At 59.5% G+C, this 19930-nt stretch carries 19 protein-coding genes; 16 read left to right on the top strand and 3 right to left on the bottom strand.

What is annotated here, in order from left to right; all coding sequences use genetic code 11:
• Positions 1-35: 35 nt before the first annotated feature.
• Complete coding sequence (locus tag GOW98_RS10145) at positions 36-2429, top strand: ATP-dependent helicase (RefSeq protein WP_170331596.1); 2394 nt, start codon at positions 36-38, stop codon at positions 2427-2429.
• Here the strand turns inward: GOW98_RS10145 and GOW98_RS10140 are convergent.
• Together GOW98_RS10140 and GOW98_RS10135 are read right to left on the bottom strand one after the other, a co-directional pair.
• Positions 2426-2716 carry a DUF1330 domain-containing protein gene (locus GOW98_RS10140; RefSeq protein ID WP_170331595.1) on the bottom strand — a complete coding sequence of 97 codons (291 nt, stop codon included), beginning with the start codon at positions 2714-2716 and terminating at the stop codon, positions 2426-2428. The genes GOW98_RS10145 and GOW98_RS10140 overlap by 4 nt on opposite strands.
• 379 nt (positions 2717-3095) lie before the next feature.
• Positions 3096-3320 carry a DUF1127 domain-containing protein gene (locus GOW98_RS10135; RefSeq protein ID WP_170331594.1) on the bottom strand — a complete coding sequence of 75 codons (225 nt, stop codon included), beginning with the start codon at positions 3318-3320 and terminating at the stop codon, positions 3096-3098.
• Between the two features lie 907 nt (positions 3321-4227).
• Here GOW98_RS10135 and mraZ point away from each other — a divergent pair.
• The 9 genes from mraZ to GOW98_RS10090 all read left to right on the top strand — a co-directional run bounded on the left by mraZ (position 4228) and on the right by GOW98_RS10090 (position 13910).
• Positions 4228-4731, top strand: a complete 504-nt coding sequence (mraZ, locus tag GOW98_RS10130; protein ID WP_170331592.1) for a division/cell wall cluster transcriptional repressor MraZ — start codon at positions 4228-4230, stop codon at positions 4729-4731.
• Positions 4732-4735: 4 nt separating this feature from the next.
• On the top strand, positions 4736-5728 hold the full coding sequence (gene rsmH, locus GOW98_RS10125) for a 16S rRNA (cytosine(1402)-N(4))-methyltransferase RsmH (protein WP_170331590.1): 993 nt from the start codon (positions 4736-4738) through the stop codon (positions 5726-5728).
• Positions 5725-6093 carry a cell division protein FtsL gene (gene ftsL, locus GOW98_RS10120; RefSeq protein ID WP_170331589.1) on the top strand — a complete coding sequence of 123 codons (369 nt, stop codon included), beginning with the start codon at positions 5725-5727 and terminating at the stop codon, positions 6091-6093. Before rsmH ends, ftsL begins: the two co-directional genes overlap by 4 nt.
• Complete coding sequence (locus GOW98_RS10115) at positions 6090-7877, top strand: peptidoglycan D,D-transpeptidase FtsI family protein (protein WP_170331587.1); 1788 nt, start codon at positions 6090-6092, stop codon at positions 7875-7877. Before ftsL ends, GOW98_RS10115 begins: the two co-directional genes overlap by 4 nt.
• Positions 7878-7899: 22 nt before the next feature.
• Entirely contained in the window at positions 7900-9381 is a 1482-nt protein-coding gene (locus tag GOW98_RS10110) for a UDP-N-acetylmuramoyl-L-alanyl-D-glutamate--2,6-diaminopimelate ligase (protein ID WP_170331585.1), read from the top strand.
• Positions 9378-10772 carry a UDP-N-acetylmuramoyl-tripeptide--D-alanyl-D-alanine ligase gene (locus GOW98_RS10105; protein ID WP_170331583.1) on the top strand — a complete coding sequence of 465 codons (1395 nt, stop codon included), beginning with the start codon at positions 9378-9380 and terminating at the stop codon, positions 10770-10772. Before GOW98_RS10110 ends, GOW98_RS10105 begins: the two co-directional genes overlap by 4 nt.
• 24 nt (positions 10773-10796) lie before the next feature.
• Positions 10797-11879: a phospho-N-acetylmuramoyl-pentapeptide-transferase gene (mraY, locus tag GOW98_RS10100; protein ID WP_170331581.1), complete on the top strand. Its 1083-nt coding sequence runs from the start codon at positions 10797-10799 to the stop codon at positions 11877-11879.
• Positions 11880-12029: 150 nt separating this feature from the next.
• Positions 12030-13430 (top strand): UDP-N-acetylmuramoyl-L-alanine--D-glutamate ligase, encoded by a 1401-nt coding sequence (gene murD / locus GOW98_RS10095; RefSeq protein WP_170331579.1) that lies wholly within the window; start codon positions 12030-12032, stop codon positions 13428-13430.
• A gap of 99 nt (positions 13431-13529) precedes the next feature.
• On the top strand, positions 13530-13910 hold the full coding sequence (locus GOW98_RS10090) for a glycine zipper family protein (RefSeq protein WP_170331576.1): 381 nt from the start codon (positions 13530-13532) through the stop codon (positions 13908-13910).
• Here the strand turns inward: GOW98_RS10090 and GOW98_RS10085 are convergent.
• Positions 13907-15085 carry an NAD(P)/FAD-dependent oxidoreductase gene (locus GOW98_RS10085; RefSeq protein ID WP_170331968.1) on the bottom strand — a complete coding sequence of 393 codons (1179 nt, stop codon included), beginning with the start codon at positions 15083-15085 and terminating at the stop codon, positions 13907-13909. The two genes, GOW98_RS10090 and GOW98_RS10085, sit on opposite strands and share 4 nt — an antisense overlap.
• A 125-nt stretch (positions 15086-15210) precedes the next feature.
• Between GOW98_RS10085 and GOW98_RS10080 the strand changes: the two genes are divergently transcribed.
• The 6 genes from GOW98_RS10080 to GOW98_RS10055 all read left to right on the top strand — a co-directional run bounded on the left by GOW98_RS10080 (position 15211) and on the right by GOW98_RS10055 (position 19915).
• Positions 15211-15504 (top strand): antibiotic biosynthesis monooxygenase family protein, encoded by a 294-nt coding sequence (locus GOW98_RS10080; protein ID WP_170331574.1) that lies wholly within the window; start codon positions 15211-15213, stop codon positions 15502-15504.
• Between the two features lie 168 nt (positions 15505-15672).
• Positions 15673-16836, top strand: coding sequence for a putative lipid II flippase FtsW (gene ftsW / locus GOW98_RS10075; RefSeq protein ID WP_170325742.1), 1164 nt, complete (start codon positions 15673-15675; stop codon positions 16834-16836).
• Positions 16836-17933, top strand: a complete 1098-nt coding sequence (locus GOW98_RS10070) for a UDP-N-acetylglucosamine--N-acetylmuramyl-(pentapeptide) pyrophosphoryl-undecaprenol N-acetylglucosamine transferase (RefSeq protein WP_170331572.1) — start codon at positions 16836-16838, stop codon at positions 17931-17933. Before ftsW ends, GOW98_RS10070 begins: the two co-directional genes overlap by 1 nt.
• Positions 17930-19339, top strand: a complete 1410-nt coding sequence (gene murC, locus GOW98_RS10065) for a UDP-N-acetylmuramate--L-alanine ligase (RefSeq protein ID WP_170331570.1) — start codon at positions 17930-17932, stop codon at positions 19337-19339. The genes GOW98_RS10070 and murC overlap by 4 nt, the downstream gene beginning before the upstream one ends.
• 67 nt (positions 19340-19406) lie before the next feature.
• On the top strand, positions 19407-19652 hold the full coding sequence (locus GOW98_RS10060; protein ID WP_170331568.1) for a DUF2484 family protein: 246 nt from the start codon (positions 19407-19409) through the stop codon (positions 19650-19652).
• Entirely contained in the window at positions 19649-19915 is a 267-nt protein-coding gene (locus GOW98_RS10055) for a DUF2484 family protein (RefSeq protein WP_170331566.1), read from the top strand. The genes GOW98_RS10060 and GOW98_RS10055 overlap by 4 nt, the downstream gene beginning before the upstream one ends.
• Positions 19916-19930 lie beyond the last annotated feature (15 nt).

Genomic DNA, 19930 nt, shown 5'->3' with positions numbered 1-19930 from the left:
TTTCCCTCGACGCATAGACAGCGTAGTTTGAGTACATGAGCAGTTTCGACGAAATGGACGCCTTTGAAGGCGCATCACTGTCCGCGCGGGCTATGGCTGCGCGCCCCGCGCCCTATCTGGATGAATTGAACCCGGCCCAACGCGAGGCGGTGGAGCGGCTGGACGGTCCGGTTCTGATGCTGGCCGGGGCAGGGACGGGTAAGACCAAGGCCCTAACCGCGCGCATCGCCCATCTGCTGAGCACCGGGCGTGCGCGCCCGAACGAGATTCTGTCGGTCACCTTCACCAACAAAGCTGCACGAGAGATGAAAGAGCGTGTGGGTCGCCTGTTAGGGCAACCCGCTGAAGGGATGCCTTGGCTGGGCACGTTCCATTCGATCTGCGTCAAGCTGCTGCGCCGCCATGCGGAACTGGTCGATTTGAAATCAAACTTCACAATTCTGGACACGGATGATCAGCTGCGCTTGCTCAAACAGCTGATTCAGGCTGCCAATATCGACGACAAACGCTGGCCCGCGCGGATGCTGGCAGGAATCATCGACGACTGGAAAAACCGAGCCCTGACACCAGACAAGGTGCCTGCCGCGGATGCCGGAGCCTATAACAACAAAGGTATTGAACTCTACGCCCAATACCAGACCCGTCTGTGCGAGTTGAACGCGGTGGATTTTGGCGACCTGCTGCTGCACATGGTCACGATTTTCCAAACCCACCCGGATGTGTTGGAGCAATACCAGCGCTGGTTCCGCTACATTCTTGTGGACGAGTATCAGGATACCAACGTCGCCCAATACCTCTGGCTGCGTCTGCTGGCCGGGGCACATAAGAATATTTGCTGCGTCGGCGACGACGACCAGTCGATCTATGGCTGGCGCGGGGCCGAAGTGGGCAACATCCTGCGGTTCGAAAAGGACTTTCCAGGTGCATATGTGGTGCGGCTGGAGCAGAACTATCGTTCGACCCCGCATATTCTGGCCGCCGCGTCGAACGTCATCCGTGGCAATGAAAGCCGTCTGGGCAAAGAGCTTTGGACCGCTGCCGAAGATGGCGAAAAGGTTCGTCTGATCGGCCATTGGGATGGCGAGGAAGAGGCTCGCTGGATCGGTGAGGAAATCGACGCGATGCAGGGCGGTACGCGCGGTGTGCGGCCGATGAACCTTGATGAGATGGCGATCCTCGTGCGCGCCTCGCACCAGATGCGGGCGTTTGAGGATCGGTTTCTGACCATTGGTCTGCCTTACAAGGTGATCGGCGGCCCGCGATTCTATGAGCGGATGGAGATCCGCGATGCCATGGCCTATTTCCGGCTGGTGGTTAGCCCCGGCGACGATCTGGCGTTCGAGCGGATCGTGAACACGCCGAAACGCGGTTTGGGCGACAAGGCCCAACAAACGATTCAGATAATGGCGCGGGAAAACAGCGTTTCGCTCATCGATGGGGCGCGGATTGCGGTCGACAATGGCCTGATCAAAGGCAAAGGCGGCAAAGCGCTGCGCGAGTTGATCGACGGGCTGGCACGTTGGAATGCGATGACGCGCGGTCCGCGGATCGAGGTAGAAGACGACTCGGTGATTGATGATGGCGCGCCGATGCGGTTCGGAGAGCCCGAGGTCTCGCATATTGAGTTGGCGCAGATCATTCTGGACGAATCCGGCTATACCGCCCACTGGCAGAACGAAAAGACGCCCGAGGCGCCGGGCCGGTTGGAAAACCTCAAGGAACTGGTCAACCAACTCGACAACTTCGAGAACCTTCAAGGATTCTTAGAGCATGTCAGCCTCGTCATGGATAATGATCAGGAGGGCGATGGGGCCAAGGTCTCGATCATGACCCTGCACGCGGCCAAGGGGTTGGAGTTTCCCGCTGTGTTCCTGCCGGGTTGGGAAGACGGATTGTTCCCGTCGCAGCGGTCGATGGACGAATCCGGTCTCAAGGGCCTCGAGGAAGAGCGGCGGCTGGCCTATGTCGGTATCACCCGCGCCGAAGAGGTCTGCACGATCTCCTTTGCCGCCAACCGGCGGGTATTCGGGCAATGGCAGAACGCGATGCCGTCGCGATTCATCGACGAATTGCCCGAGGACCATGTCGAGGTGTTGACGCCTCCGGGCCTTTATGGCGGCGGGCAACCAACGGCTAGCATCGAAACCCGAGCGGCCGAGGCGAACGTCTACAACTCACCCGGCTGGAAACGGATGCAGGCGCGGCAGGGGCAATACGGCACGTCGCAGCCGCGCGAAAGCCGCAATACGGTGATCGACGCTACCGCAGTAGCCAGCTTCACCCTGGGCGAACGCGTGTTCCACCAGAAATTTGGTTATGGCGCCGTGATTGGTATCGAAGGCGACAAGGTCGAGGTGGATTTTGACAAGGCGGGCACGAAAAAGGTGGTCTCGCGATTTTTGTCGGCCAAGGACGACGTGCCGTTCTAAAGCCCTTCAACCAGAACCATGTTCGTTGTTGCTGTGCGATGTCGGATTTTGGCCAGTTCGATATAGTCCGGGTCGTCCTTCCATGCCTTTGCGGCCTCAAGGGATGGAAACTCCATCAGGACTATTCCGTTCTCGGCCCAATTGCCTTCGATCACGTCGATGGGTTTGGATGAAACTGTCAGTAGACGACCGCCGTGGCGGTCAAAGATCGGCATGAAGCCCTCAAGGTACGCCTGATAGCCCTCCGGGTCGTGGATCGAAATCTGCGCAATGAAATAAGCGGCCATTGGGAACTCCTCACAACTCGTTTGGGGCTCCATTCTACATACAGCCCCAAAAAAAGAAAAAAACGGCGGTTCCCAGGGAGGAGGAGAGGGAGCCGCCGTTCTTTTTAACATCAAGGCAGGGAGGAGGAGAGCCCCGATGTATCCGAACCCGGGTTTGATCCCGGTATGAGGAAGACGCGGCGACGTCAGGGAGGAGGAGAGACGTCGCCGCGCACTTTCAACACCGGGAAAGGGAGGAGAAATACCCGGTGTGTCAGTTTCCGGCGTTCAGGGCCGGTATAGGGTGCGGCGACATCAGGGAGGAGGAGAGATGTCGCCGCTGATATACAGGTCCTAAAGGGAGGAGGAAGGACCTGATCTCGGTTATGTCATTGCGCGCTTAGTGCGCGACGTGTTCTTCGGCCGCTTGCATCGCCAGACGGCGGATCATCGAGCGGTGCAGGCCCAGATCGGCCAGTTCGCGATTTGTCAGCCCGGACAGTTCGTTCACTGTCTGGCGGTAGACGCGATGGCGAACAAAACGGGTCTTTACAGCCTCAATCAAAGAGGCCAGGCCGGTCGCCGGAGCGCCCTTCAGCGCGGTCTGTTGTGTTGCTGCAGCCATCTGCGTTACTCGATTTTTCTTGTTGTTGCCGGTGTAACCCGGCGGTTGCTTGAGATTGAAAATAGGCTAATGCTGCAGATGCACAATAGCCCATGTCGTCAATGCTGCTATGCGGCAATTGCATAGATATCAATAAGTTGGATGTCTGATAGGTTAAAAGCCTTTAAAATAAGGATTTTACTATAGTGTTGAATGCTTCTGCCTGTGCCTGGGTGGCAAGGCTTGCGCGGTATCGCTTCTTCTTTGTGCATCTTTTGTAAAATTTATGCGTTCTGAAGTCGCTAGTGGGTGGAGTTCCTTATCGACGGGCATCACAGCGCTGTATGGGAATTCATGGGCGCGGAGTGGGCAGGTCTGGAATCGAGGCTTCGATGTGCGTGCGGCCGAGCGATTCGTTTATTGATTCAGGAAGAATCGACGTCACGGGGTAAGAAATTGCAGCTTACTCCAAAATTTCTGGGAAAACATGGGACAAGGTGGGCGATAAGTATTTTTACCATATGTAGTGTTGTGTTTAATCAAATACGGTATTTGTAGCGCTTTTTGATTGTTTTCATTTGTTTTCAGTTTGAGTATTCTACTGACTCACCAATCTGTTGTTAAAAATTCCTGTTGATTTCCATGAATTCCCATGGCATCCCTTATACATCCGATGAGGACGAGGTACATGGGGCGCCAAACGACCCCGAACCAATAAAAACAGGTTTCATACAGGCATCTCGCTTTCATCACTCTAGAGATCCGGCGCGCGGGCGAGCAGACATCCCCCCAGGTGGCGCGCGCAGCTGGACATCCCGCAAAGCGGGCCAATGCGGCGGGTTGATCAGTGGCAGCAGATCAACCCGCCGTTTTTCATCCGGGGGGAACGTGAATTTTAGGTGGGGCGCAAGCGAAAGGGACAGTCGTCTTGGCGCGCAGGTTTAGAGGTGAAAGCCACCACAAGGTGGATACGAAGGGCAGGGTGTCGATCCCGGCCTCGTTTCGCCGTGTGCTTGAAGCCTCTGATCCCAACTGGCAGCCCGGTGACACGCCTGAACTGGTAATTGTCTACGGCGACCACCGTCGCAAATTCTTGGAATGCTATACCATGCAGGCGATCGAAGAGGTCGACGGCAAGATTGACGCGCTGCCGCGCGGCTCGATGCAGCGGAAGATGCTGCAGCGCATGTTCCATGGTCAGTCCTTCCCGACCACCGTGGACGAGACGGGGCGTCTGGTGTTGCCCGCCAAGCTGCGCAACAAGATCGGGCTTGAGGGTGAGGCGTTCTTTATCGCTGCTGGTGACACGTTCCAGATCTGGAAGCCTGAGACATACGAATCTGAAGAACTCGCCGCGGCAGAGGATTGGCTGGACGAACAGCCCGAGGACTTTGATCCTCTGGTGTATCTAGACGGCGTCGGGGAGGCGTAGCGGCATGGCCGGCGCTGAGACCCCTTCCGACAAACCTCATATCCCTGTTCTGTTGCGCCCGTTGCTGGCCGCCGTGGCACCGGTCTCTGGTGTGTGGCTTGATGGCACCTTTGGCGCGGGCGGTTATACGCGCGGGCTGTTGGATGTCGGGGCCGACAAGGTCATCGGCGTGGACCGCGATCCGCTGGCCTTTGATATGGCCGCCGACTGGGTGGGTGAGTATGGCGACCGGCTGGTGATGCAGCCCGGAGTGTTCTCGCGTTTGGATGAATATGCGCAGGGTCTGGACGGAGTGGTGCTGGACCTCGGCGTTTCCTCGATGCAGTTGGATCAGGCCAAGCGAGGCTTTTCCTTCATGAAGGATGGCCCTTTAGACATGCGCATGAGCCAAGAGGGTGAAAGCGCCGCTGATCTGGTCAATACAGCGACCGAAATGCAGTTGGCCGATATCCTGTTTCATTACGGTGAGGAACGCGCCAGCCGCCGCATCGCCAAGGCCATCGTCAAGGCGCGGGCAGAAGAGCCTATCATTACGACCTTGCGTCTGGTCGGGATCATCGAATCCTGCTTGCCGCGCCCCAAGCCGGGCCAATCGCACCCCGCGACTCGCAGCTTTCAGGGGCTGCGGATCGCAGTGAACGCGGAATATGAAGAGCTGTTTCAGGGGCTTATGGCAGCCGAGCGGGCGCTGAAGCCGGGCGGGCAACTGGCCGTCGTGACCTTTCATTCCATCGAAGACCGCATGGTCAAACGGTTCTTTCAGTCGCGTGCTGGCAAGACCGGGCGCGCCAATCGCTATGCGCCCGAGGTGGAACAAGAGCTGCCGCAATTCACGCTCAAGACCCGCAAGGCCGTGGGTCCGGACGAACAAGAATTGCAGGAAAACCCGCGCGCGCGTTCGGCCAAGCTGCGCGTGGCGGTGCGGACCGAGGCTCCGGCGGGGGAAATTGATGCCCGCGCCATTGGGATGCCGCAACTTGGGGGAAGGGCGAAATGAAGAGTGTTTTGTATGTGTTGACCGCTCTGTGTGTGTTCGGACTAGCACTTTGGGCGTATCAGGAGAACTACCGCACCCAGCAGGTTGTGAAAGAAACTCAGAAGTTGCAGCGCGAGATCGGCATGGCGCAGGTGCGGCTGGCCGTTTTGAACGCGGAATGGGCTTATTTGAACCGCCCTGATCGGCTGCGTGAACTGGCCGACCTGAATTTCGAACGTCTGGGCCTGTTGCCGCTGCGCGCCGAGCAGTTCGGCCGCGCTGACCAGATTTCTTACGCCGAGGACCCGGATCTTCCCATAGTCGACCCGATTGAGCTGCAGGCCATCACCAGTACTCAGGCGCTGGGCGAGGTGCAGATTCCATGACCCGCACGCCCCTGCGCCCCCTGGCCCTAATTCTCGACGCCCGCGCTCGGGGCGAGAACCCCAAGGCGATTGAGCGCGAGAATATCCGACAGCGCCACGAAGATATGAAAGACCGGGCCCGCGCCCGCGCCGAAGGGCGTCTTTTGGTTTTGGGCCTGTTCTTCTTCTGCGCTTTCTCAGTCGTGGGCGTCCGGATGGGTATGCTGGCCACGTCCGAGGCGCAAGAACCGCTGGCCAGCGCCCCCGGAGCCGCGATTGCCATGCAGCGGGCCAATATCGTCGACCGGGAAGGGCGCATTCTGGCGACCAATCTGGATACCTATTCGGTTTATGCTCAGCCGCCTCTGATGATTGATCCCGTTGCCGCCGCCGATCAGTTGGTGGCAATCTTCCCCGATCTGGAAAAAGAACGACTGGTCAAGGACTTCACCGGCAACCGCAAGTTCCTGTGGATCAAGAAACGTATCTCGCCCGAACAGAAGCAGGCGGTGCATGATATCGGTGATCCCGGCATTCTGTTCGGCCCGCGTGAGATGCGGCTGTACCCGAATGGCCGTCTGGCCGCGCATATTCTGGGCGGCTCCGGCTTTGGTCGCGAGGGCGTCAGCGCTGCCGAGGTCATCGGCGTGGCCGGTGTTGAAAAGCAGTTCGACGACTACCTGCGTGACCCGGCCAACGGCAACAAACCGCTGCAACTGTCGCTGGACCTGACCGTCCAGGCAGCGGTCGAGCAGGTGCTCTACGGCGGCATGAAGATTATGAACGCCAAGGGGGCTTCGGCGGTTCTGATGAACGCGCACACGGGTGAGGTGGTCTCGGCCGCTTCGCTGCCGTCTTTTGATCCGAATGACCGGCCGCGTCCGCCAACTTCGGGGTTTGATCCGTCGGATAGCCCCTTGTTCAACCGCTATGTGCAGGGTGTCTATGAGCTTGGTTCAGTATTCAAAATCTTCACTGCTGCGCAGGCTGTGCAGCTAGGGTTGGTGAACTCTGAAACCATCATCGACACTTCGGGCCCGATGAAAATCGGTCGCTTTCCCATAGGCGAGTTTAACGGCAAGAACTACGGCAAGATCAGCGTTGCAGACGTGATTGTTCACAGCTCGAACAGGGGCACCGGACGGCTGGCGCTGCAGATCGGTGCGAAGCGGCAGCAGAACTTTCTAAAATCGCTGGGCATGTTCGATCCGACCCCGTTCGAGATTGTTGAGGCAAGAGGCGGCGAACCGCTCAAGCCCAAGAAATGGGGCGAGCTGAGCACTGTGACGATTTCCTATGGCCACGGACTGTCGACCAGCCCGATGCATTTGGCTGCCGGTTATGCAGCCATTGCCAATGGCGGGCACTATGTCAGCCCGACCATCCTGCGAAAGAACGGCCCCCAGTACGGTCCGCGCGTCTTGTCGGACAGCGCAGCCACACAGGCGCAGAAAATGTTACGCAAGGTGGTGACGGATGGCACAGCCAGCTTTGGCGATGTGACTGGTTACGACGTGGCAGGCAAGACAGGTACGGCGGATAAACCCAAGCCGCGCGGTGGCTATTACGACGACAAGGTGATTGCGACTTTTGCCACGATCTTCCCGGCTTATGATCCCAAATATGTGCTGATCGTCACGCTGGATGAACCGTCCATCGTTGCCTATGGCGAAAAGCGCCGCACGGCGGGCTGGACGGCGGTTCCTGTGGCTGCAGAACTGATCGGCCGCATCGCCCCATTGCTGGGCTTGCGTCCCCGGCTTGAGCCTGAGGCACGCGCTGCTATAACCCTGACCTCAAATTAGGCTGTCCAACAAAAGGTGGGTCATGGGCATAAGGACGAAAACACTCAGCCAACTGGCCCTGACCGCAAGGGGCGGCGCAAATCCCGAGATCACCGGGCTGGCCGTTGACAGTCGTGAGGTCAAGGACGGTTACCTGTTCGCAGCCCTTCCCGGCACTCGCGTTCATGGCGGTGAGTTTATCCAGTTCGCCCTGCGTATGGGCGCTGCGGCGATTTTGACCGATGCCGAAGGCGCTGACATCGCTGCCGAGGAACTGGCCGCATCGGATGCCGCGCAGATCGTAGTCGAAGACCCACGTCAGGCACTGGCCGGATGCGCGGCGCTGTGGTTCGGCGCCCAACCGCAGACGGTAGTGGCCGTCACCGGGACGAACGGAAAAACCTCGGTCTCGACCTTTGTGCGCCAGATTTGGATGGAGCTTGGTCACGCTGCGGTCAACCTCGGAACCACAGGTGTCGAAGGCGCCTGGACCGCACCGCTGGCGCATACCACGCCCGAGCCGATCACCCTGCATCGTTGCTTGGCCGAAGCGGCCGACAACGGCGTGACCCATGCCGCGATGGAGGCCTCCTCGCACGGGTTGGAACAGCGCCGTTTGGATGGAGTTCATTTGGCAGCCGCAGGTTTTTCCAACTTCACGCAGGACCATCTGGACTATCACGAAACCTTCGAGGCATATTTCGCCGCCAAGGCCGGACTGTTCGACCGTGTTCTGCCGCAAGACGGCACCGTGGTCATAAACATGGATGACCCAAAAGGGGCCGAGGTGCGCAAGATCGCCGAGGCGCGCGGTCAGTCGGTTCTGACCGTCGGGTCAGGTGATGTTGACCTATGTCTGATGAACCAACGTTTCGACTCGACCGGGCAGGACTTGCGTTTTTCTTGGCAGGGCAATGTGTTCCAGACGCGTCTCAACCTGATCGGAGGGTTTCAGGCCGAGAACATCCTGCTGGCCTGCGGTCTGGTGATTGCCGCCGGTGAGGATCCCGAACACGTGTTCGAAACCCTGCCGCATCTGACAACCGTGAGGGGGCGTATGCAATTGGCTGCCACGCGCGAAAACGGGGCTGCGGTGTTTGTCGATTACGCCCATACCCCGGATGCAGTGGCAACCGCGCTCAGGGCGATGCGCCCGCATGTCATGGGCCGTTTGATTGCTATCGTTGGCGCTGGTGGCGATCGCGATGCCACCAAGCGCCCGTTGATGGGGCAGGCCGCTGCTGAGAATGCAGACGTAGTATTTGTCACTGACGACAACCCGCGTAGCGAAGACCCGGCCACTATCCGCGCCGCCGTCCTTTTGGGCGCGCCAGAAGCCACCGAAGTGGGCGACCGGGCCGAGGCCATCTTGCGTGGAATTGATGCTCTGCAACCGGGCGACGCATTGTTGATAGCGGGCAAGGGTCATGAGACCGGCCAAATTGTCGGCGATCAGGTTCTGCCCTTCGACGATGTGGAACAGGCCAGCATCAGCGTCGCGGCGCTGGACGGGAGGGTGGCATGACGCTCTGGACTGCGGCTGAGGCTGCCGAAGCTACCGGTGGGCGCGCCACCTCTGATTGGGCGGTGAACGGCGTGTCGATTGACACAAGAACCCTCCAGCCCGGAGACCTGTTTGTGGCGCTAAAGGCCGCGCGGGACGGGCATGATTTCGTGGCGCAGGCGCTGGAGAAAGGCGCGGGTGCCGCGTTGGTTTCACGCGTGCCTGAAGGTGTGTCCGAAGACGCGCCTTTGCTGATCGTCGATGACGTGCAGACAGGGCTTGAGGCGCTGGGGCAGGCGGGCCGCGCCCGAACGGATGCGCGGGTGATCGGTGTGACTGGCAGTGTCGGCAAGACCTCGACCAAAGAAATGCTGGCCTGCATTCTGGAAACGCAGGGAAAAACCCATGCCAGCGTGGCCAGCTACAACAACCATTGGGGCGTGCCCCTGACGTTGGCGAGGATGCCGCGTGACACCGAATTCGCGGTGATCGAGATTGGTATGAACCACCCCGGAGAGATTGCCCCGCTGGCGCGGCAGGCCCGTCCGCATGTGGCGCTAGTGACGACCGTGGCGGCTGTGCATCTTGAGGCGTTCGAGTCGGTTGCGGGCATCGCCCATGAAAAGGCCGCTATATTCGAAGGGCTTGAAACCGGGGGCGCGGCGATTGTGAATGCCGATATCGATCACGCGGACATTCTGCGCCAGACCGCGCAGGACCATGGGGCCGGGATCGTGGATTTTGGTCGCAAAGCTGTGGACTATAATCTGACCGATGTGACGCAAGGCGCCGACTCGGTTCATGCCGGGGCGACTGTTGGCGATGCGGTCATTGCTTACGACGTGCAATCCGCTGGGATACATTTTGCCATGAATGCGTTGGGGGCTCTGGCGGCCTGTGTCGAGATGGGCGTCGATCTGGATGAGGCTGTCATCGGGTTGCGCCAATGGTCTCCGGTCAAGGGGCGGGGCGTGCGCGAAACGCTGTCATTGGCGGCGGGCGGACAGATCGAGTTGCTGGACGACAGCTACAATGCCAACCCGACCTCGATGGAGGCCGCTTTGGATGTGCTGGCCGCATCACAAGGTACGCGCCAGGTCGCTTTTCTGGGTGATATGAAGGAGTTGGGTGGGCAGGAAATTCCCATGCATGCCGGAATGGCGGATGTCGCGGCTATGGTGCGTGTGGATCAGGTCCATTGCATCGGCCCGCTGATGAAAGCCTTGTATGACGCGTTGCCCGAAGAAAAACGCGGGCTCTGGTTCGAAACTAGCGCCGAGATGGCCGAACGCCTGCCGGAATTGATCCGCGCAGGGGATACGGTGCTGGCCAAAGGCTCGCTCAGCATGGCGCTAGCTCAGATTGTTGACGGTTTGCGGAAAATGGGGCAAGGGAGCGCGCTTGAACCATGATTGCCGCCTAGGAAAGGTATTGTAATGCTGTATTGGTTAACCGCCCTGTCGGATGGAGGGGATTTTTTCAACCTCTTCCGCTACATCACCTTCCGTGCGGGCGGAGCCTTTCTGACGGCGCTGATTTTTGGCTTCATTTTCGGCAAGCCGCTGATCAATGTGTTGCGTCGCAAACAAGGCAAAGGGCAGCCGATCCGGGACGACGGTCCCGAAGGCCATTTTTCCAAGGCCGGAACGCCGACCATGGGCGGTTTGCTGATCGTAGGAGCGTTGGTGACATCAACGTTGGTCTGGGCTCGTTGGGATAACCCTTATGTCTGGATGGTGCTGTTCGTGACTCTGGCCTATGCGGCCATTGGCTTTGCGGATGACTATGCCAAGGTTTCCAAGCAGAACACAAAAGGCGTGTCTGGCAGGACACGGATGGCGCTGGGAGTGGTTATCGCGGCATTGGCATCGCTTTGGGCGTCTCTGCATCATCCTGAAATGTTGCAAAATCAACTGGCCGTACCGGTATTCAAGGATACGCTGGTCAACCTGGGGATATTCTACATTCCCTTCTCGATCGTCGTAATCGTGGGCGCGGCCAATGCGGTGAACCTGACGGACGGGTTGGACGGGTTGGCGATCATGCCAGCGATGATTGCAGCTACGACCCTAGGGATCATTGCCTACGCAGTCGGTCGTGTTGACTTTACCGAATATCTGGACGTGCACTACGTGCCTGGAACTGGGGAAATCCTGATCTTTACCGCAGCTTTGTTCGGCGGCGGCCTGGGCTTTCTTTGGTACAATGCCCCGCCTGCTGCCGTGTTTATGGGCGATACCGGATCGCTGGCTTTGGGCGGTGCGCTGGGTGCGATTGCAGTGGCTACTAAGCACGAGTTGGTTCTGGCTGTGGTCGGCGGATTGTTCGTGGTCGAGGCGCTGAGTGTGATTATTCAGGTGCTTTACTTCAAACGTACCGGTCGGCGGGTGTTTCTGATGGCGCCGATCCACCATCATTATGAGAAAAAAGGCTGGGCCGAGCCGACCATCGTGATCCGGTTCTGGATCATCTCGCTGATCCTGGCGATGATCGGTCTGGCGACTTTGAAGGTCCGGTAACGCTCCCGCCAGGTTCGGCGGACCTGCGGTCCACCTGCCCCCTGTTGGGCCCGGCTCGCGCTGACGCGCGAGCCTTTTGCCGCTCTTGCCATCGGAGTTTTCTTCTGTGCAGTGTGGCCGTCAATTAGACGTCAGAAGAAGGTGGGTAGTATGATCCCGGTCAAAGGGTTTTCAGGGCAGAAGGTTGCGGTTCTGGGGCTTGGTCGGTCGGGGCTGGCCACGGCGCGTGCGTTGCGAGCGGGTAAGGCCGAGCCGGTCTGTTGGGATGACAACCCGGCCGCGCGTGAAAAGGCCGAAGCCGAGGGGTTTGTCTGCCTTGATCTGCACCGTCACGGGGCGTTTGACGATATCGCGTCGTTGATCGTCTCACCCGGTATCCCTCATCTTTACCCCGAACCGAATCCGGTGGTGGTTGCAGCGCTTGCAGCCGGGGTGCCTGTGGACAATGACATTGGCCTGTTTTTCCGGTCCTTTGCAGGCCCGGAATGGAACAACTACGACACGCCTCCGCGGGTGATCGCGGTGACCGGGTCGAACGGCAAGTCGACCACTGCTGCCTTGATCCATCACATCCTGACTGAGGCTGGGCGCGAGGCGCAACTGGCGGGGAATATTGGGCGTGGTGTGTTGGATATTGACCCGGGCGGCGATGGCTCGGTCGTGGTGCTGGAATTGAGCAGTTATCAGACCGAACTGGCCCGGTCACTGACGCCGGATGTGGCGGTATTTACCAACCTGTCGCCGGATCATCTGGACCGCCACGGCGGGATGGGCGGCTATTTCGCAGCCAAGCGGCGCCTGTTTGCCGAAGGTGGTCCAGACCGCGCGGTAGTCGGGATTGACGAAAAGGAAGGCGCGTTTTTGGCGGGGCAACTGGCTGAAGGCCCGGCGGATGACCGGGTGATCCGCGTTTCAGTAGCGCGCAAACTAACAGGGCCGGGCTGGCAGGTCTTCGCGCGCAAGGGGTTTTTGTCCGAATACCGCAAGGGGCGGCAGGCCGGGTCGATTGACCTGCGCCAGATCAAGGGATTGCCAGGGGCGCACAATCACCAGAACGCATGTGCGGCCTATGCCGCCTGTCGTGCGCTGGGGTTGGCGCCGCGCGTGATTGAGGATGCGCTGCACAGCTATCCGGGGCTGCCGCACCGTAGCCAGATCATCGCTGAAGCGGATGGTGTGACCTATGTGAATGATTCCAAGGCAACCAATGTGGATAGTGCGCTGAAGGCGCTGACGGCGTTCAAAAAGATTCGCTGGATTTGCGGTGGGCTTGAGAAAGAAGGTGGTTTGGCGGCGCTGAACGGCGCGGCGGATCAGGTGCTTAGGGCCTATGTGATCGGGCGCGAAGCCGCGAAATTCGCTTTGCAGCTTGAGGCCGAGGCGCAGGTCTGCACCACTATGGAAGAGGCTGTCGCTCAGGCCATGGCAGATGCCCAGCCGGGTGAGACCGTATTGTTAGCTCCGGCGGCGGCGAGTTTCGATCAGTATGACAACTTCGAACAGCGCGGAGATGATTTCGCGGAACAGGTCCTAAAGCGGCTGTCGGATTAGTCGTTTGCAATAGACCGCCGGTTAGGCCAGGCTGTGGTGCTATTTGCTTGACGGGCCAAGACAATTACGTTTGGCTCCGGGCAAATTCAAAATGAGGTCATGACTATGCCATTCCGTAAGCTCTCTTTGATCCTGCCTGCCATTCTGGTTGCCGGCGCCTGCACCAATACCGGTGCCAACTACCAGCCTGTTGTCGATGGACCGGTTGGTCCGAACTACAACTTCGATCTGCAGCAGTGCCAACAGCTTGCCGCATCACAGTCCAGCGTTGATGGATCGACCGCAGGGAATGCGGCAATTGGCGCAGCAGGTGCTGCCGCTGTTACCGGGATTGTTCAGGACAGCAGTGACAACCTGGGTCGTGCGGCTGTTGCGGGTGCCTTGGTCGGTGCCGGTGCAGACGTGATCAACAAGAACCAGAACAAAGAAGTCATCGTGCGTAACTGCATGCGTGGACGCGGTTACAACGTCGTCGGCTAACGCCCGGCGATTGCAGTTCCTGCGGCGTGGCCCGAGGACCACGCCCACTGGAAATTGTAGCCGCCAAGCCAGCCGGTGACATCCACCGCTTCACCAATCACATAGAGGCCGGGGACATCCCTGGCCTCCATTGTTTTTGACGACAGGTCCTCCGTGTCAATCCCGCCCAGTGTGACCTCGGCGGTGCGATAGCCTTCGGTGCCCGAGGGCGTTAGCTGCCAATTGGACAGTACAGCGATCAGGTCGCTCAGCGCGGTGTCGGACTGGTCGGCCAGATTGCCTTGCATCGGAATGTGTTGGCTCAGGTAATCCACCAGCCTTGCGGGCAGGTGGCGGGCCAGTTCGGTTGTCAGCGCTTTGCGACCACTGCTTTGCCGCTGATCGCGCAGCAGGTCGAACAGGGGCAGATCGGGGATCAGGTTCACCCGGATCGTCTCGCCCTCATGCCAATAGGACGACAATTGCAGCACCGAAGGCCCGCTGAGGCCGCGATGAGTGAACAGCAACGCTTCGTCAAAGCTGGTGCGGTCGTTCGACAGGCGTGCGGGCAGAGAAACACCCGAGAGTTCCTTGAATTTTCCATCCGAAAACGTGAAGGGTACCAGCGCCGCGCGCGTCTCGGTCATCCGTAAGCCGAACTGTTTTGCAATGTCATAAGCCAGCCCGGTTGCACCCATCTTGGGGATCGACTTACCACCCGTGGCCAGTACCAGATTGGTACAACTCAAGCTGAGGCGCAGGCCCTCGCGGTCAACCTTCAGCGCGAACCCGGCCTCGGTCTTGCGCAGGTCTTTCACCTCGGTTTGAACCCACAGCTCGGCTCCGGCTTGTTCCATCTCATCCAGAAGCATTTGGATGATCTGTTTCGAGGACCCGTCGCAGAAAAGCTGCCCCAGTGTTTTTTCGTGCCAGGCGATGCCGTGACGCCCAACCAGATCGACGAAATCCCATTGTGTGTACCGTGCCAATGCAGATTTGCAGAAATGCGGGTTCTGCGACAGGAAGTTGCCAGGTCCCGCATACATGTTGGTGAAGTTGCAGCGCCCACCGCCCGAGATGCGGATTTTCTCACCCGGAGCCTTGGCATGGTCGATTACCAATACGCGCCCACCGCAATAGGCGGCGCACATCATACCGGCTGCACCGGCACCAAGGATGATCGTGTCGTAGGTCATGCGCAGCGCATGGCGTGAAATCGCGGGGATGGCAAGTGGTAGCCGTTTCAACGGACGCACGGGCTTTGTGTTAAAATCGTGTCGTAAGGAATTGAAATCTGACCCGCGCAAAGGAGGGTTCCCCGATGATCATGCGAATATTCCAAGTCACAGTGCGCCCCGGCAAAGAGGCTGAATTTTCGAAGTTTTTCCACGAGACCGCGATCCCGTTGATGCAAAACACCGATGGCATCGTTCAGGTTCTGCCGGGCGCACCGCGGTCCGATACACCGCGCGAGTTCAGCTTTGTGATGATCTGGAACAGCCTGGACGCGCTGAAAGCCTTTGTCGGTGACGATTATCAAAGCCCACACATTGATCCGGCCGAGGCTGAACTGGTCGAATCCAGAACGATCAAACACTATGATCTTGTTGCCTAGGTGATCCGAATTTCCGGGAACGGAGCCTTGAATTCAAACCGTTGCCCACGGGGCGCTAATTTCCGCAACCGGCCCGTCATTCTGCTAGCCCAAACGCCAAAATCCCTGTAGGGTCTCAATCAGACCCCGAAAACGGGGCGTTAACGAGGCAGAGAGTGGCGGTATCTCATGACTGAGATGGTGTATGGCGCGGTCCAGGACCAGCGCGGTGAACCGATTCTACCAAAGTGGTGGCGGACAATTGATCGCTGGACGATGTCCTGCGTGCTGATCCTGTTTGTCATCGGGTTGTTGCTGGGGCTGGCCTCATCACCACCGCTGGCAGGCCGAAACGGGTTCGATCCGTTCCACTATGTCGAGCGCCAGGCGCTGTTCGGTGGACTGGCGCTGATTGCGATGCTGCTGACCTCGATGATGTCGCCGACGCTGGTGCGGCGTCTCGCGGTACTGGGCTTTTTGGGCGCGTTTGTGGCGCTGGCTTTTCTGCCGGTCTTTGGCACTGATTTCGGGAAAGGCGCGGTGCGGTGGTATTCGCTGGGCTTTGCTTCGCTGCAACCCTCCGAGTTTCTGAAGCCCGGCTTTGTCGTCGTTGCCGCATGGCTGTTGGCCGCGTCGCAGGAGATCAATGGCCCTCCGGGTCGGTTGTGGTCCTTTGCGCTGTGCATGGCCATCGTCGGGATGCTGGTGCTGCAACCCGATTTCGGTCAGGCCTGCCTGATCCTGTTTGGCTGGGGCGTTATGTACTTCGTGGCCGGTGCGCCGATGCTGTTGCTGGTTGGCATGGCCGGTGCAGTGGTGCTGGGCGGTATGTTTGCCTATTCAAACTCGGAACACTTCGCCCGCCGGATCGATGGCTTCCTCAACCAAGAGGTCGATCCAACCACTCAGATCGGTTATGCCACCAACGCCATCCGCGAAGGCGGCCTGTTCGGTGTTGGCGTGGGGGAGGGGCAGGTGAAGTGGTCTCTGCCCGATGCGCATACGGATTTCATTATCGCCGTTGCGGCCGAGGAGTTCGGCCTGATCCTGGTGCTGATCATTATCGCGCTTTATTCGATAATCGTGGTGCGTTCTTTGCTGCGGCTGATGAAGGAACGCGACATGTTCATCCGTCTGGCGGGCACCGGTCTGGCTTGCATGTTCGGCGTGCAGGCGATGATTAACATGGGCGTCGCAGTGCGCCTGCTGCCCGCCAAGGGCATGACGTTGCCGTTCGTCAGCTATGGCGGGTCGTCGCTGATTGCGGGTGGCATTGCGGTCGGGATGCTTTTGGCGTTTACCCGCACACGCCCACAGGGCGAGCTTGGTGACATTCTGCGCGGACGAGGTTGATGACCAAACCCTATCTACTGATTGCGGCGGGCGGCACCGGGGGCCACATGTTCCCGGCGCAAGCCCTGACCGAAGCGATGCTGCACAAGGGCTGGCGCGTGCGCCTGTCCACCGATGCGCGCGGCGCGCGTTATACCAGCGGCTTTCCGCATTCGACCGAGATTGTCGAGGCATCCTCGGCCACCTTCGCGCGCGGCGGTCTGGCCGCCAAAGCGCTGGTTGGACCCAAGATTGCCGGGGGCGTCACCAGCATGGCATTTCAGATGATGCGAGACCGGCCGGACGTTGTGGTGGGCTTTGGCGGCTATCCGTCGATCCCGGCGCTGGGCGCGGCGACGATGCTGAAAATCCCGCGCATGATCCATGAACAAAACGGCATTCTGGGTCGGGTGAACCAGCTGTTTGCGACCCGCGTGTCACAGGTGGCCTGCGGTATCTGGCCCACCGACCTGCCCGAGGGGGCAAGGGGCGTGCATACTGGTAACCCGGTTCGCGCCGCCGTGCTGGAACGCGCAGCGGCAGGCTATATCCCGCCCGGCGACTATCCGATGTCGATCCTCGTGATGGGCGGCTCACAGGGCGCGCGCATCCTCAGCGATGTGGTCCCCGGCGCGATTGCTGCCTTGCCCGAAGCGCTGCGCGATCATATCCGCGTCGCCCATCAGGCCCGCGACGAGGACGGAGAGCGGGTCACCGCCTTTTACGCCGATCATGGCATTCGCGCCGAGGTCAAACCGTTCTTTCAGGATGTTCCGCGCCGCATGTCCGACGCGCAGCTGGTCATTTCACGTTCGGGCGCATCCAGTGTCGCCGATATCTCGGTGATAGGTCGACCCTCGATCCTGATCCCGTTTGCCGCCGCCGCAGGCGACCACCAAACCGCCAATGCGCGCGGGCTGGTGCAGGCGGGTGGGGCGATCATGATTCCGGAAAACCTGCTTGACGTTTCCGCGCTGACCGACCAAATCACCGCAGTTCTGACAAACCCCGAAGCCGCACAAAAGATGGCCCATGCCGCCCTCTCGACCGGCGCGCCGGATGCGACCGAGCGTCTGGTGCATCTTGTCGAAGATCTGGCGCAGAAGGAGACTGCATGAATCCCGCAACCAAACTGCCGCAAGACGTAGGGCCGATCCACTTCGTTGGTATCGGCGGGATCGGGATGTCAGGGATTGCCGAGGTGCTTCTGAACTTGGGTTACAGGGTGCAGGGATCTGACCTGAAGGCCTCGAAGATCACCGACCGTCTGGCCGGTTTGGGGGCTGAAATCTTTGTCGGCCAGCGCGCTGAAAATCTGGAAAACGCTGCCGTTGTCGTGGTGTCCACTGCGATCAAACCCGGCAACCCGGAACTGGACGGTGCCCGTGCGCAAGGCCTGCCGGTTGTGCGCCGCGCCGACATGCTGGCTGAGTTGATGCGGCTGAAATCCAACATCGCCATCGCCGGAACGCATGGTAAGACCACGACGACCACGATGATGGCCGAGCTGATGGTAGCGGGTGACTTCGACCCGACCGTGATCAACGGCGGTATCATCCACGCCTATGGCTCGAACGCGCGGATGGGGCAGGGTGAATGGATGGTGGTTGAGGCCGATGAATCCGACGGCTCGTTCAATCGTCTGCCTGCGACCATTGCCATCGTCACCAATATCGACCCCGAGCATATGGAGCATTGGGGCGATTTCGACAGATTGCGCGACGGGTTCTACGAGTTCGTCTCGAACCTGCCATTCTACGGTCTGGCTGTATGCTGCACCGACCATGCCGAAGTTCAAACGCTGGTGGGCCGCATCACCGACCGCCGGGTGCGTACCTATGGCTTTAACGCGCAGGCTGATGTGCGGGCGGTAAACCTGACCTACAAGGGCGGCGTTGCCCATTTCGACATCCATCTGCAATACGAAGACACGGTGATCGAGGGTTGTACCCTGCCGATGCCAGGGGACCACAACGTCTCGAACGCGCTGTCTGCGGCTGCGGTTGCGCGCCATCTGGGTATGAAAGCCTCGGAAATTCGCGATGCGCTGGCCAATTTCGGTGGCGTCAATCGCCGCTTCACCAAGGTGGGTGAAGTTGACGGAGTCACCATCATCGACGATTACGGTCACCACCCGGTCGAAATCAACGCCGTGCTGAAAGCCGCGCGTCAGGCGACCGAGGGCCGTGTGATCGCTGTGCACCAGCCGCACCGTTACTCTCGCCTGTCCAACCTGTTTGATGATTTTTGCACCTGTTTCAACGACGCAGACGTTGTGGCCATCGCCGATATCTTCGCCGCCGGAGAAGACCCGATCGAGGGCGCGTCCCGCGACGATCTGGTGCAGGGGCTGATCCGCCACGGCCACCGCCACGCGCGCGCGTTATTAGACGAAAACGATTTGGAACGCTTGGTCCGCGAGCAGGCCCGCCCCGGTGACATGGTTGTGTGTCTGGGCGCGGGTACGATCAGCGCCTGGGCAAATGGCTTACCCGCGCGGTTGCAGCACAAACAGGCCGTTTGACGTAATAGACTTTCCGGTGACGCAACTTTAAAGTGTGGCGTCGCAACGTCCTTGGAAGGGGCAGCAGGTGTATTCAGTAGTGTTCGCATCCCTATGGGTCGTGGCTGCGACAATCGTGGCGATGCTGCCGATGCGGTTGCAGTTTCCTCCGGGCATTTTGCTGCTGATCTCTGCACCGGTGCTGATCGTCTGGCTTGGGTATGATTACGGCTGGTTCCTCTCGGTGCTGGCTTTTGCGGGGTTTGCGTCGATGTTTCGCAAACCGATCCAATACTACTGGCGCCGCTGGACGGGCAGAGAGGTCGAAGAATGAACTGGTCCATCGCCCTTGCTGCCTTGTGGGGGATTGCCGCAAACGTGCTGGCTATGCTGCCCAGTAAAGACCACCACTGGACGCGCGCCTATTTTCTGATCGCGGTCGGCATTCCGATTTTGGGCTACGTCACCTTGCAGAACGGTCCATGGATCGGGTTGCTCGTACTGGCGATGGGCATGTCGGTGCTGCGCTGGCCGGTAATTTACCTGACCCGTTGGACAAAGGCGAAAATGCAGGGCATGAAGGCGACCAACAAGTAACGGCCGCATTCAGGA

Source organism: Ruegeria arenilitoris (assembly GCF_013032445.1).
Taxonomy (GTDB): domain Bacteria; phylum Pseudomonadota; class Alphaproteobacteria; order Rhodobacterales; family Rhodobacteraceae; genus Ruegeria; species Ruegeria arenilitoris_F.
This window is presented reverse-complemented; position numbering and strand designations above follow the sequence as displayed.